The organism is Henriciella litoralis (assembly GCF_002088935.1).
Taxonomy (GTDB): Bacteria; Pseudomonadota; Alphaproteobacteria; order Caulobacterales; family Hyphomonadaceae; genus Henriciella; species Henriciella litoralis.
This window is the reverse complement of the sequence record NZ_NCSS01000006.1, coordinates 490,533-503,899: the sequence shown is the minus strand read 5'-3', so window position 1 is coordinate 503,899 and position 13,367 is coordinate 490,533. Positions and strand designations below refer to the sequence as shown.

9 protein-coding genes and 1 tRNA gene are annotated in these 13,367 nt (G+C 57.5%); 2 read left to right on the top strand and 8 right to left on the bottom strand.

Annotation, left to right across the window (positions count from 1 at the left end; all coding sequences use genetic code 11):
* The first annotated feature begins 54 nt into the window (after positions 1–54).
* Positions 55–3,474 carry a YhdP family protein gene (locus B8783_RS06100; RefSeq protein ID WP_084419135.1) on the top strand — a complete coding sequence of 1,140 codons (3,420 nt, stop codon included), beginning with the start codon at positions 55–57 and terminating at the stop codon, positions 3,472–3,474.
* A 5-nt stretch (positions 3,475–3,479) separates the two neighbouring features.
* On the opposite strand, the gene mazG is transcribed toward B8783_RS06100, so the two are convergent.
* The 7 genes from mazG to B8783_RS18755 all read right to left on the bottom strand — a co-directional run bounded on the left by mazG (position 3,480) and on the right by B8783_RS18755 (position 9,908).
* Positions 3,480–4,298: a nucleoside triphosphate pyrophosphohydrolase gene (gene mazG, locus B8783_RS06095; protein WP_084419133.1), complete on the bottom strand. Its 819-nt coding sequence runs from the start codon at positions 4,296–4,298 to the stop codon at positions 3,480–3,482.
* A gap of 217 nt (positions 4,299–4,515) precedes the next feature.
* Positions 4,516–5,328 carry an MBL fold metallo-hydrolase gene (locus B8783_RS06090; protein ID WP_084419131.1) on the bottom strand — a complete coding sequence of 271 codons (813 nt, stop codon included), beginning with the start codon at positions 5,326–5,328 and terminating at the stop codon, positions 4,516–4,518.
* The gene (locus B8783_RS06085) at positions 5,325–6,101 is read right to left on the bottom strand and encodes a TatD family hydrolase (protein ID WP_084421934.1); all 777 of its coding nucleotides are present in this window, start codon (positions 6,099–6,101) and stop codon (positions 5,325–5,327) included. Before B8783_RS06085 ends, B8783_RS06090 begins: the two co-directional genes overlap by 4 nt.
* Positions 6,102–6,112: 11 nt before the next feature.
* Positions 6,113–7,060 (bottom strand): DNA polymerase III subunit delta', encoded by a 948-nt coding sequence (locus B8783_RS06080; RefSeq protein WP_084419129.1) that lies wholly within the window; start codon positions 7,058–7,060, stop codon positions 6,113–6,115.
* Positions 7,057–7,689, bottom strand: a complete 633-nt coding sequence (tmk, locus tag B8783_RS06075; protein WP_084419127.1) for a dTMP kinase — start codon at positions 7,687–7,689, stop codon at positions 7,057–7,059. The genes B8783_RS06080 and tmk overlap by 4 nt, the downstream gene beginning before the upstream one ends.
* Positions 7,686–8,843, bottom strand: a complete 1,158-nt coding sequence (locus B8783_RS06070; RefSeq protein WP_084419125.1) for a D-alanyl-D-alanine carboxypeptidase family protein — start codon at positions 8,841–8,843, stop codon at positions 7,686–7,688. Before B8783_RS06070 ends, tmk begins: the two co-directional genes overlap by 4 nt.
* Before the next feature lie 90 nt (positions 8,844–8,933).
* A complete protein-coding gene (locus B8783_RS18755; protein WP_324612754.1) occupies positions 8,934–9,908 on the bottom strand; it encodes a septal ring lytic transglycosylase RlpA family protein in 975 nt (324 codons plus the stop codon).
* Between the two features lie 533 nt (positions 9,909–10,441).
* Between B8783_RS18755 and B8783_RS06060 the strand changes: the two genes are divergently transcribed.
* A tRNA-Ser gene (locus B8783_RS06060) sits at positions 10,442–10,531 on the top strand.
* 483 nt (positions 10,532–11,014) lie between these two features.
* Here B8783_RS06060 and B8783_RS06055 read toward each other — a convergent pair.
* Complete coding sequence (locus tag B8783_RS06055; RefSeq protein ID WP_084419121.1) at positions 11,015–13,342, bottom strand: TonB-dependent receptor; 2,328 nt, start codon at positions 13,340–13,342, stop codon at positions 11,015–11,017.
* Between the last annotated feature and the right edge of the window lie 25 nt (positions 13,343–13,367).

The window sequence follows — 13,367 nt, the reverse complement described above, 5'->3', positions numbered from 1 at the left end:
ATTGATTGTGTGTTTTGAGACTTAAAGCGAGACGAAGAAGAGGGAAACCCGCGTTTGGTTAGACAAACAGCCGCTGTCGTTACACTTGAATTGCTTGGTGGTGTCCTGCTGCTTGCGATTGCAGGCGCTGTACTGCTGGCTTTCATGCTGGCGCAGGGGCCGGTTGAGCTAAATCTCTTCAAGGCCGATGTTGAGCGGGCGCTCGTGCAGGCCCGGAATGGCCGGGACGTCGACATCGAACGCCTGTCCCTTCAATGGTCGCCTTCCGACCGCCGGATGATTATCGCGGCCGAAAATCTGAAGCTCGCGAACAATGAGGGCGAGCTTTCTGGCGAAGCGGGTGAGGCTGTGATCACGCTTGATGCAGGGTCGCTCCTGTTTGGCCGGACCGAAATCCTGAAAACGGACCTCCGGGATGGTTGGGCGGACGTGGCGAATGTTGCGCCCAACAAATGGACGTTTGCCGGAGATCCGCTTCCGGAGTTTGAATCCCGAGCTCTACCAGAAACACCGGCGGCGGCACTTGGTCTGGCGAACCGGGCCCTGGCGCAATTGTTTCAGGGCATCAATATGAGCCGGCTGTCCAGTCCGCTGGAAGTTGCTTCATTTGAGAGATTTGATCTTCGTTTCCGGGACAGTGAAGGCCAGCTCATCGGAGAAATGGGAGATGCACGGGGACGTTATTCTCAATCTGATGAAGGATTGCAGGTCAGCCTGTCAGGGAGCGGCGGAGGGCTGGGGCTCCCGGGCGATGTTGAGGCCAGCCTGTCGCTGCCCGGCACGTTTGATGAGCTGAATTTCAACATTCAGATCGATAATTGGAGCGTCGGTGACCTCGCAAAGCGTCTGGGCATCATTGAAGGCCGGCTGGAAGGATTTCCTGCCGATATCGGTGTCGGTCTTCAGTACCGCCCGAGCAATGGTATTGAGCGTATATCACTCAAAGCCGATGCCGAGCGTGGGAATGTGCGTCTCGGCACGAACAAGGTGCAGATCGACGATCTGGAATTTGACGTCGCCTACGACCCGGAAAGCGATACGGTCACAATCAACTCTCTTGATTTTGCTTCGGCCCACGCATCAGGCAAATGGACTGGTTCAGCCCGAGGCCTGACCGAGGACTCCGGGCAAGTGGCCTTCGACCTGTCATCAAAAGAGACGAGGCTCGATTTCACGCCTTATTTTGTTGACGCCTGGGATGTTGATGCAATCGACCTGGAGGGCGATCTCGATGTGCCCAGCGGCGTGATGGACGTATCATCTTACGACGTGACCATTGCAGGGACCGATCTTTCCGGCACGGCAAAAATAGAGCTGGTGGATGCCCCGAAAGCGGGCCAGTTGCCGATGAATTTGCTGGTTGAAGGGGAAACGTCAGGTGATGTCTCGAAGGAAACGGTGCTTCGTTTCTGGCCGGAAACCCTGGGCGCTGACGCGCGCATTTTCGCGAGAGACAAAATAAACGACGGCACGGTGACTGCTGCGAGCTACAAGATCGATCTGAAGCCCGATAGCGTGGGCCGCGACAGGATGCGCGACGAGGATATCGAAGTCCGGTTTGTTGTGGCTGGGGCAAGCGTGAAGTTCATGGACCAATTGCCACCCGTCTCCAATGCGAGCGGAAGCGCTAGATTGTCCGGCAATGGTCTCTTCGTTCAATTGAATGAAGGCACTTACGGAGAATGGCAGTTGTCGGAAGGCAGCGTCCAGTTTCCGAAGTTCAAGCCGAAGGGCGAGCTCTTCCGCGTTTACGCCAAAGGTGGCGGGCCAGTGGTCGACGCGATGCGGAACGTCGCCAAAGCCATGGAGGAAGAGGGGGAGGTGCCTTTCGACCCTGAACGCTTCACGGGAGAAGCAACCGCGACGTTTGAGATGTTTCGCCCCGCCCTGAATGACGTGCCGCTGGAAGATCTCGACATCAACGTAACCGCAGATATTACCGAAGCGACGCTCGCTGACGCGATTCCAGGGCTCGATATGACGGGCGGGAAAGCAAGCCTGACCTTGGAAGACAACCGGCTTGTGGTGACAGGTTTTGGTGACCTTGGACCTGCGCCAGTGCAATTCACCTGGCGCGACCAGCTTGATGATGATGGTGCGCCGGCAGATCTGTCGGCCAGCGCCTTTATTTCACCCGATTTTCTCAACCGGTTCGGCATTGTGGGCCGGGCCTATGTCAGCGAGGATATCCCGGTAGAGCTGCAGGCGAAGGTGAATGCCAGCGGCGTCGAAGCCCTCGAGGTTGGATTTGAGTTGCAGCAGTCGAGGATCGACGTCTCTGAAATCGGCTATATCAAGCCGTCTGGAGAACCAGCTCGCGCAACCCTGTCTTACGACGCCATGTCGGAAAGCACGGCCTCCACATTCCGGTACCAGAGTGAAGAAGCCCGTTTCGACGGGGACATTGAATTGGCCCTGAATGGTGGTCTGCAGTCACTGACGATGCGCGAAGCCTTTCTGGAAGATTTCATGGATGTCAGCGGCGACATCCGTCGAGAAGGCGAAGCGAGCTTTGTGAGCGACCTGAACGGTGCGTTCCTTGATGTGAGCGCCTTCTTCGGAGATTTCGGCGCCATAGGAGACGGGGCAGGCGGGCTCTCGGTTCCGCTTCAGCTGAACGCTGATCTCGACCGGCTGCGCCTGCGTGAAGGGCTCGACCTTGATGACGCTGAGCTGGCTTTTGTCAGCGACAAATCAGGCGTCCGCAAAGTCACAGCCGACGGCCAGATATCAGGATCGGGCGGCAAGATGAGCGCCGTATATACCGGGCCGACCCGTGAGGATGCCGCAGAGATCAGCCTCAAAAGTGACGATGCCGGTTATTTCATGCGTGGCATACTCGGCCAGGACTTTCTGTCGGGCGGCCGGCTTGAGCTCAATGGATCGCTTGCGCGCGGAGAGGCGCCCGCGACGCTTTCGCTGCAATTGCGTGACGTTCAGTTGAAGGATGCGCCGGTGTTGACGCAGATTTTGTCGCTCGCCTCTCTGAGAGGGCTTGCCGACACGTTGAACGGCGACGGCGTCTTGTTTTCCCGCATCGATGTGCCGATTACGATCAGTGGCGGGCGATACATCTTCGATGGCGCGCGCGCCAATGGTCCGGCGCTCGGCCTGACCATGAATGGCTGGTTTGAGGCTGGATCGGACGAACTCAGCCTGTCGGGTGTGCTGGTGCCAAGCTTCGGCATGAATTCGATGCTTGGCGGCGTGCCGATCATCGGCGACCTGTTTGTAAGCCGGGACGGTGAGGGGCTATTTTCGCTGACCTATTCAGTGCGCGGCACGCTTGATAAGGCCCAGGTCGCGGTCAATCCGCTCTCAGCCGTGACACCGGGCATCTTGCGCAGGATTTTCGAGAACCCCGCAGATACGAGCATACCGGACAGCCTGGAGGTTGATCCGAACAAGACGCCGCCGGCGCCGCCCATGCCGGACGCCGAGTTTATTCCGTCAGCGCCAGGCTCGGGCAATTAGCGGTTTCAGGTCTGGTTGGCTTTCTCGAGGCGTTTGACCTCTCGCCAGAGACCGTCCTGTTCGTCCAGAGATAGGTCACTAAAAATTTGGCCTTTTGATGCGGCCAGCGTTTCCATGGCGCGGAACCGTCTTTCAAATTTTGCATTTGCTTTGCGCAAGGCGATTTCTGGATCGAGCTTGTGGCGTCTTGCGAGATTGGCGGCCACGAAAATGAGATCACCGATCTCATCCTCGATATCTGCCAGATTGCCGCCACTGATCGCGTCCTTCACCTCATCGACTTCCTCGTCGAGTTTGGAGAGGATGTCGTCGGCATTGGTCCAGTCGAACCCCGTGCGAGCTGCACGCTTTTGAAGTTTCTCGGCGCGCATCAGGGCCGGCAGGGCTTTGGCGACGCCGTTGAGGGCGGACGTGTCTTCAGACGCGGCGGGTTTGTTCGCGCGCTCCGCGGCTTTTATTTCTTCCCATGCTACAGTCTGTTCGGTCGAGTTCCGGCTTTCAGCATCGCCGAACACGTGTGGGTGCCGACGGACCATTTTCTCATTGATTGAGCGCGCAACGTCCTCAACCGTGAAAAGACCGCGTTCGGACGCTATCTGACTGTGGAAGACCACCTGCAGTAACAAATCTCCAAGTTCATCGCGCACATCGTCAAAATCTTCACGCTCAATGGCGTCAGCGACCTCGTACGCTTCTTCGATCGTGTAAGGCGCAATCGTCGCAAAATCCTGCTCGAGGTCCCACGGACAGCCGCCATCAGGATCGCGCAGACGGGCCATGATGGTCTTAAGGCGCTCAAATTCAGTAGGGGAAGGGGAGGTCATTGAGGAGCCTTTCGCGCGAGCAGAGCCGCATAATATCTGATTCACACATTTGCGCCGGGCGAACCACTGATCTGACAACACGTCAACGTTACGAGCTGATCCATGTAAATTCCAAACCGATTAGCCGACAGTCCAGTCAGAAGCCGGTGCGACAGTGGCTCTGCGAGTTTCATCCAAAGATCGCATAATCAATATTATGGGAAATTGTATATCGTGCTTAAGCTTGGAATTCGACCTCAAGACCGTCAAATGCCGGCCGAATATGGCTTGGCAGCTCAGCGCACAGCGTCTCGTAGTCCAGATCAATGTGCAAATTCGTCAGATAGCCCCTGCCTGGATTGATCCGTTCCATCCAGCCCATAGCGCGCTCAAGATGCGCATGGCTCGGATGCGGCGTGTAGCGCAATGCGTCGAGGATCAGTGTGTCGACGCCCTCAAGCAGCGCCAGGCTCTCTTCAGGCATGTCATGAAGATCGTTGCAGTAAGCGAGATCGCCGATCCGGAAACCGAGGCTGATGATACGTCCGTGCAATTGTTTGACGGGTAGCAAAGTGATGTCCGGCCCCGTTCCATCGATTGTGAACGGCCGGCCGGGCTCGATATCTGGTTGGCGATCCAGAATGGGCGGATAGCCGCCTCGGCCTTCGAAACAGTACGCAAATCGGCTGGCGAGCGTTTCTGCTGTGCTAGAGTCCATATAGGTCGGGATTGTGTGCCGCATGCTGAGCGCAAGCGCACGCACATCGTCTATGCCATGCGACTGGTCTGCATGGTCATGGGTGTAGACCAGCGCATCGAGATGTTTGACGTGCGCATCCAGCAGCTGCTCTCGCAAATCTGGTGACGAGTCGATCAACACTCTCGTGCATTCGTCCGGGACTTCTAAATTACCGACATCCAGCAAGACGCAACAGCGCCGACGCCGATTACGTGGATTGGCAGGGTCACAATCGCCCCAGTCATTGCCAACGCGCGGTACGCCACCTGATGAGCCAGTTCCCAGGAATGTCAGTTTTCCTCTGTCGCTCATGGTCTTATTTTTCCAAACAATGCCAATGCGTTCTGCTCGCAAGTTGAAGTGATTTCATCGCGCTCAAGCCCATGCAGTTTTGCCAGTGCATCTGCGACATATGGCAAGTAAGCCGGTTCGTTGCGCCGGCCACGGAAAGGCACTGGCGCCAGATATGGACAGTCGGTTTCAAGGATGACGCGATCAAGCGGCACGGTCGAAATGACGTCGCGAACCTCGGTCGCGTTCTTGAAAGACAGGATGCCCGAGACGGAAAAGTAGGCGCCAAGCGCCAGACCGCGAGCGGCGAGGTCATGGCCCCCGGTGTAACAATGCAACAGGATGCCGAATGGCCCGCTCTCTCGCGTCTCCTGCTCCAGTATGTCTGCCGTTAAATCATCCGCCTCACGCGTGTGAACGACGAGCGGCAAGCCGGTCTGGCGTGCCGCGGCGATGTGGCGCCGGAAATTGTCGACCTGCTCATCGCGCGCTGAATAGCCGTAGTGAAAATCGAGGCCCGTCTCACCAATTGCCACTGTCTTCTTGTCTGAAGCAGCCTCCACGAGCTGTTCGGTCGTCAGCGAGGTGAAATCCTTCGCGTGGTGCGGATGAACGCCGACAGTGTTCCAGATATCGGGATGCGCTTCAGCAATCGAACGGACCGTCTCGTAATTATCGAACCGGTCACAGATCGCCAGAAAGCGTGTAATTCCGGCGTCCCTCGCGCGTGCAAGGACATCGCCGAGGTCATCCTCAAAAGCTTCGCCATGGAGATTTACGTGTGTGTCGAACATCAAGACCTCGTCTAGCGGGCCTTGGCCGTCGATTGAAGGCACGATACCAGCTTTGACGCAGCTTGCGCCCCCGTCATGTGGAGGCCCTTCTGCGTCGTTACAATTTGCTGTGCCTCAAACCATGTGCTGGCCCATTGGGCGTCGTCATTTGCCCGGTCGGCGAGCCAGCGGAGCACTTCTTCGGAGAACACACGGAAGCTCTGATCGTCCTCTGATGCAGCGGCAATCGCATTTGATAACTGGGCCTCATTCGGCCTTGGAAGCGATCTGAGAAGTGTTTGCGCGGCATTGGCTGCCGCAAGTACTTTTGGTCCGGTCAGTTCGGCGGCGCGGCCGGGTCTGCCATTGACCAGATCTACCAGCCCCGGCGCGACTTCATCATCGTTTTCGGCGAGTGCGCGGGCTGTATCTTCGCGGCTGAGCGGATCCAGCCGCAATGTCTGACAGCGGGATTTTATCGTTGGAAGAACCGGTGCGGTCGCGTGAGATATCAGGAAAATTATGGCCTGAGCTGGCGGCTCTTCAAGCGTTTTCAGAACGGCGTTGAGGCCGTTGGTGTTCATCTCATCGAGCGAATCCAGAATGCCGATACGCCAGCCGCCCAAGGCCGGTTTCAGGCTGAAGAAACTGTTCAGATCCCGGATCTGATCGACAGAGATGTCCTGCTTGAGGTTGCCCTTGTCATTTAGCTGGCGCGTCACGTGTTTGAGGTCGGGATGCGCGTCAGCCAGTATCTTCTGCATGACGGGATCTTCCGGAGGTGCAGCGGCTGGATCATCCTCCGTCCCCTGCGCGCCGAGCAGCATGCCGGCAAGGCGCAGAACGAACCGGGATTTTCCGATCCCTGAAGGCCCCTCTACGATCCAGGCGTGATGAAGCCGATGGCCCGCGCGGGCCTTCAGGAATGCGCCTTGGGCTTTTTGATGCCCATAGAGCGGGAGTGCGGGTCGATCTGTCATGAGAGGCTCAGTCTTGAGGCCAGCGCGGCAATGGCGTCGCCAAGAACCTCGTCAGGCGACTTCATTGCATCAAGGATCACAAACCGATCAGGTTCTCCCGCCGCCAGAGCCAGAAATTCTTTTCGAACGTCTTCATGAAAGCTGATGGGGCGGGATTCAAATGTGTCAGATACACCTCTGCTCTCACGTCGGCCGAGCAGATCTTTAACCGGTCCATCAAGTAGCAAGGTCAGGTCGGGCCCGGTATCTGCAACGGCTAAGGCCGTTATGGTCTCGATGTCGGCTGGGCTCGCCCCGCTTAGGCGCTGATAGACGCGGGTCGAGTCAGCGAACCTGTCACACAAAACCCATGACCCAGCCGAAAGAGCCGGTTCGATACGTTTCTCAATGTGATCGGCGCGCGCGGCGCTCACGAGCAAGGTCTGTGCAAGGCCGCTCCAGCTATCGTCCTCTGAGGTGGACAGCACCAGCTCCCGCGCCTTTTCTGCCAGCGGTGTACCGCCGGGCTCACGCGTCACGACGACAGACAGTCCCTGGCTGCGAAGGTGTTGGGCAAGCGCTTCAATCAATGTCGACTTGCCGGTGCCTTCGCCGCCTTCAATCGTTATGAAGCGCCCGCGGGCCGTCATTCTGCAGAGCCGTTACCAAGCTTCAGGCTAAGCCCTTCGATGGCCCGGCCAACAAATCCAAGTTTTCCAACCGATTCAGTCGCGATTAGAGGGGCCGTGACCGGCTCATCCTTGCCCTCAATTGTAATGACCAGACGCGCGACTTCGTCTCCGGCTGCAATCGGGGCCTTAAGAGGGCCGTCATAGACGATTTCAGACGTGGCTTCATCGAAGGCGCGTGCATGGGCCGCCACGCGAACATCGGAAGCAAGCTTTACACCGACTGTGCGGGACTCGCCGTTCCAGACGGGGAGCGTTGCCAGCGGCGTTTCACCGGGTGTGATGGTGCGCGTATCAAAGGCCGTGAACGCCAAACGCATCAGGCGTTCGCCTTCTTCTGCGCGGGCCTGCATTGATGGCAGGCCATTGAGGACCAGAATGCGTCTCTGACCATCCCTGACAGCGGATGCCGTCAAGCCATAGCCAGATACTGACAAGTGCCCTGTTTTCAGACCGTCCGCGCCATCCATCGTGTAGAGAAGCGGATTGCGATTGCCCTGGGTGATGCCGTTCCAGGTCATCTCTTTCTCGGAGTAGTACTTGTAATATTGGGGGAATTTCTTGATTTCCATGGCTGCAAGGCGTGCAAGATCCACAGCAGAAATTACGTGACCTTCTGCTTCGAGGCCGCTGGCATTTTTGAAGTGTGCGCTTTTCAGCCCCATGTCCTGTGCAACTTCGGTCATCAGCTTGGCGAACGCCTCTTCGGAGCCGGTGAGCCCTTCAGCCAGAACGATACAGGCATCGTTTCCAGAGAGAATGACCACACCGCGGATGAGGTCCTCAACGGTTGGTGTCTCGCCAATCTTCAGCCCCATCGTTGAGCCGCCTGTCGCCCAACCACCTTCGCGCCAGGCCCGCTCGCTGACCGTGAGTTCATCGCTGAGAGAAATTTCGCCTTTTTCGATGGAGTCATAGACGACGTGCGCCGTCATGATTTTTGTCATCGACGCCGGGATCATCGGCTCGCTGCCATTCTTGGAATAGAGGACCTCCTGGGTCTCATAATCCATGATGACGGCGTATTCGGCTTGGGTATCGATAAATTGGGCGCTTGCCGGCAAGCCAATGACAAAGGTCATGGCAGCTGCGGCAAGCAATGTCAGGCGGGGCATTAAGCGGTCTCCAGCTAGGTCGCGTTCTTAAAGACAGAATATGACCTAGAAAAAGGGCCGCTTTGAGACGCCCGTCAATGGCAAGGCATGTTATCTGAGGACAAGAAATCCATCACGTATGCCGTTTGACTTCATCTGAAGCTTGGCGCGCTCGGCCGCATCCTTTGTGGGGAACGGTCCGATGAAGACCCGGAAGTAGTCGGCACCTTTCACACGCGCAGCTTCAATGTCGGTGTTGAAGTTGCGATCAACTGTGGCGCTCATCTGCTGTGCGTTGCTGATGTCGGAAAATGAGCCGATCTGGACATAAACACCGGGGTTGAAGCCAGCTGAAGCAGACTGCGGCGTGTAGCTTGCCGGTGTCGGCGCTGGGGAATGGGCTTGCGGTGTCGCAGCTGCGTAAGTGACTTTGGGCGCAGTCCTTGCAGGCGTTGGCACGCTCTGGCCTGGATCTGGAACGCCAAGCGAAGGCTCTGCGCCACCGAGCAGAATATCCTGGTCGTAGAGCGAAGGACGGCGAGGCGCCTGCGTTTCAGCCGACACGAGTTGAAGCGGTTCGCTTGTGACCGCTTGGCGTTCATTCGCGACAAGGCTGAGGGATGGCGCCTCGATATTGATGGCGGGCGCTGGTCCGAGATACCGGATAGAGACCTCAGCAGTACCCTGATCGGTCAGATCCAGCGCATCTGCCGCTCGGCGGGACAAATCGATGATACGATCGGCGACGAACGGGCCACGATCATTGACGCGAACAACAACTTCACGGCCATTTTCGCGATTGATCACCTGCACGAGACTAGGCAGCGGGAGCGTGGGGTGAGCCGCCGTCATGGCATTTACGTCGAAGATTTCGCCGTTTGCAGTCAGCTTTCCGTCAAAAGCCTGGCCATACCAGGAAGCCAGACCGGTTTCCTCCAGTGTGACAGTCGCAGAGACTGGTGAAACAGCAGGTCCGGAAACCGCTGCGGGTGCCAGCGTTTTGAGGGCATCACCGGGATAGCCGGCGCTGGACTTCGGCGCGATGCGCTGGTGAGCGGTTGCTGCGCGAACGGGAACCAGTTTCACAGGCGTGCTGGTTGTACTCGGGGAATTTTGCGGGATCTGACCACGCTTTGATTGCGCGCTGCCTGGATAGGTGAAACGAATTTGCTGCCGTGTTGATGGCAGGCTTACAGAACCCGTTTTGGTAACGGGTCCGCGCCACTCATTGTCAACGGCGCTCGAATTGGCTCTCGGGATCGCAAATGTTTCGGCGCGGTCGCTGCTCCCAGGCGCCCTTCTGTCTGCATGCGCAGGCGAAAGGGCCAGAGCCAGGATTCCGGATGTAACCAGAATCGGAATGCGGACGTTGAGCGGCTTTGCCATTTGAACCTCGTTCTGTGGTCATCTTCGCACCTGGAATTCTTTCCTGGGCGGGTCGGGATTCTTCCTGACCTGGTATGGGTGTATCAGGCTGGAGTTGAGATTCTTTGAATTGATAGGCCCAGATTGGAAGAGTGCGGAAACAGAAAATTTACTTGCTGCGAAAGTTTGGCAAAATTGAGATTCAGTGCTGCTCTTGCATTTCGCTGCGTCTTGAAGGAAACAGCCGACCTAGCGGAGGGATGGCAGAGTGGTTGAATGCACTAGTCTTGAAAACTAGCGAGCGTGCAAGCGTTCCCGGGGTTCGAATCCCCGTCCCTCCGCCACACAGATGCAAATTTAGAGCGAAGATCTCGAAACTGCCGAAAACGCCCGCCATTGGCGGGCTTTTTTATGCAGCGCGGTTTCTCTTTTTACAGAACCCCCTGTTCAGCTCCGATATTCGAGCCGAAGTCTCTGCGCGGCGATCTCGCCAGGTATGTTAGAGCTAGAATTCCCAGTTTTCGTCCGGGTGCCGGAGACATCGTTCTTTTAACAGGAATATGCTCTACCCCACCCGGGGTGGAGCAGAGCAGAATACTGGCATGGACGCCGTGCCTGGCGGCTATTCGTCTTGCGCGATGGGCATGTCTCTACACCGGACCGGGTAAGGTCCCCTTCCCTGCCCGTCGGAAACGTCGTCGATTATGAACGCTCCTAGTTGAAGATCAAGGCGACGCCCGGCCGCCATAGCGGACATGCGACTTCGGTTGTCGCTTCGGTATTCCGAAGATGTCCGGCGGACGCATGGCTATGCGCCAGATCGCAGCCTAGTCACTCCCGAATCTATAGGTCAGGCTGACGCCGTAAGTCCGGGGGTCGCCGTAAACCAGTTCATCGAAGCCGAAATCAGCCACATCATAGGCGTCGACGGTATACTCCTCGTCGGCGATATTCTTCACGAACGCTGCAACTTCCCAGCGTCCGGTCTGCGGGCGTAGCGCAAGACGGGCGTTCGCCAGCCAGTAGCCGTCCTGAGCAAGCCGATCGGTATTTTGCGTGTCGAAGTACTGATCGCCTGTATAAGCTGCATCGGCGCTGACCACGAGACCGAGGTCACCCCAGATCGGGCCGGTATCGTACCGTCCACGCGCCACAAGGCTCCATTCCGGCGCTGCCACCATCGTATTGCCGGAGAAGTCCTGTCCGATCGGCGTCACGAATTTCGTGTACTCAGCATCGAGATACGTCCCGGCGAGCGACAGTTCGAGGCCTGAAGCTGGAAGAGCCGTAAGGTCAAACTCAAGCCCCTTGATCTCGGCCTCTTCGGCGTTGAACAGGGTCTGTGTTGGAACAGCTCCCGGCGCGAGGCCAAAGACCTGAAGATCGGTATAATCGTAATAGAAAACCGACGCATTGGCGCGAAGCGAGCGGTCAAACCATTCAGATTTCACGCCGGCCTCGTAGGCCATCAGCTTTTCAGGTTTGACCACCGAGGCTTCGATCGGATCTGACGTCGCGCCGGTATTGAAGCCACCGCTCTTGAAGCCCCGCGACACAGACGCGTACATCATCACGTCATCGCTGACATCATAGGAAAGCGCGGCGCGGAAGGTCGGCTCCTCGAACGTAAGTTCATCCGTTGCAAAATTGCTCGTGTCGAGCAACGTCGCATAAACGGGAACCTTTTCTGTAAGCGGGACAGCGTCGACGGGCCCGGCATAGGCAACGTGATCGAGTGTACGCTCCTCCCAGGTGAAACGGGCGCCAAGCGTGGCGGTCAACCGATCCGTCAGCTCATAGTCGGACTGGGCGAACACGGCGAAGGTGTCGGTCTTCTGGGTATAGAAACGGTCTGTCCGCAGAATGAAATTGGTGGCATCGAAATACGGCGTGCCGGGCGTCGGGTTGAGGCCGGCAAGCAGCTCAAACGAATCCTGACCGGTCAGCTCATCCTGAAGATAGAACGCGCCTGCGATCAGGCTGAGCGGACCTTCCCATTTCGATGCGAGGCGTAGCTCCTGGCTGAACTGTTCAGACCCATCCTTGATATATTCTTCGACAAGCCGGTTCGGCGACGCGTCGACTTCAAGGATCGCTTCCCTGTTGGTGTCCAGATACCCTGTAACGGAGGTCAACTCAAAGTTTCCGAGGTCCCATTCGACCCGCAGATTCGCTGTGAAGGCCTCGACCTCCTCCGGCGTATCCTTGAGGTTTTCTGCGCCAGAATACGGATCGGAATTATCGACATAGCCGAAAGCATCGCCGCAGACCGCAGCGCCGCGGCCGCCGCAGACGCCGTCATAGTCGGCAAGGCCATACTGCCCCGTTGTGAAATTGATCAGACCCTGGCTCTCATAGGAGCGAGAGGTCGCGCTGCTCTTGCCATATTCCAGCTTGCCGAGAATTTTCAGTGCATCGTTCGGCTCGAACAGCATTTGCAGCCGGGCAGCCTGGAAATCGACGTCGTTCTTTTCGCGGCTGGTTCCGTCCGGAAAAGCGATGTCGCGCGTGCCATCACGTGTATTGGAGACGCCGGACAGGCGGAAAGAGAGCGTGTCGCTCACAGGAAGCGTGAAGGCGCCCTCAAGGTCCAACTGATTGAACCGGCCATAGGTCGCGTTGACATAACCGCCCGTCTCGAAGCCAGGCTCCTTGGTATGAATGCTCAGAACGCCGCCAGTGGTGTTACGGCCATAGAGCGTCCCCTGCGGACCCTTCAGCACTTCCACCCGGTCCAGATCGAATAGCTGGAAAAGCTGACCAGTGGTCGAGTTATAGAACATGTCATCGATCATGACGCCGATCGCGCCGCTATTGGCGGGGTTGAAGTCATTTATGCCGACGCCGCGGATAAAGATGGTCGGGTTTGATGCCGAGAAAGACGACTTGATCTGCAGGCCCGGGATCTGCTGGGCAAGATCCTCGCTGGTGCGATAGTCGCCCTCGCTCAACATCCGCTCATCGACAGTCGCGACTGTGATTGGGACATCCTGCTGTGAGGCTTCTCTGCGCTCAGCGGTCACCTTTACGGTCTGAAGGACGCGGCTGCGGCTATCTTTCTGGTCCGCATTCTGCGCCATGGCAGGCGCCGCGATAGACAGAACAAGAGTGGATGCAGCCCCCATCATCAGGGACCATCGATCTGTTTTCTTCATATTATCCTCCCGGAGCCGCGTTGCG

Excerpts from the sequence above, each read along its gene's own strand:
- mazG (WP_084419133.1), bottom strand. The coding sequence starts at position 4,298 with ATGACCTCCCCTTCCCCTACTGAATTTGAGCGCCTTAAGACCATCATG.
- B8783_RS06090 (WP_084419131.1), bottom strand. The coding sequence starts at position 5,328 with ATGAGCGACAGAGGAAAACTGACATTCCTGGGAACTGGCTCATCAGGT.
- B8783_RS06085 (WP_084421934.1), bottom strand. The coding sequence starts at position 6,101 with ATGTTCGACACACACGTAAATCTCCATGGCGAAGCTTTTGAGGATGAC.
- B8783_RS06080 (WP_084419129.1), bottom strand. The coding sequence starts at position 7,060 with ATGACAGATCGACCCGCACTCCCGCTCTATGGGCATCAAAAAGCCCAA.
- tmk (WP_084419127.1), bottom strand. The coding sequence starts at position 7,689 with ATGACGGCCCGCGGGCGCTTCATAACGATTGAAGGCGGCGAAGGCACC.
- B8783_RS06070 (WP_084419125.1), bottom strand. The coding sequence starts at position 8,843 with ATGCCCCGCCTGACATTGCTTGCCGCAGCTGCCATGACCTTTGTCATT.
- B8783_RS06055 (WP_084419121.1), bottom strand. The coding sequence starts at position 13,342 with ATGAAGAAAACAGATCGATGGTCCCTGATGATGGGGGCTGCATCCACT.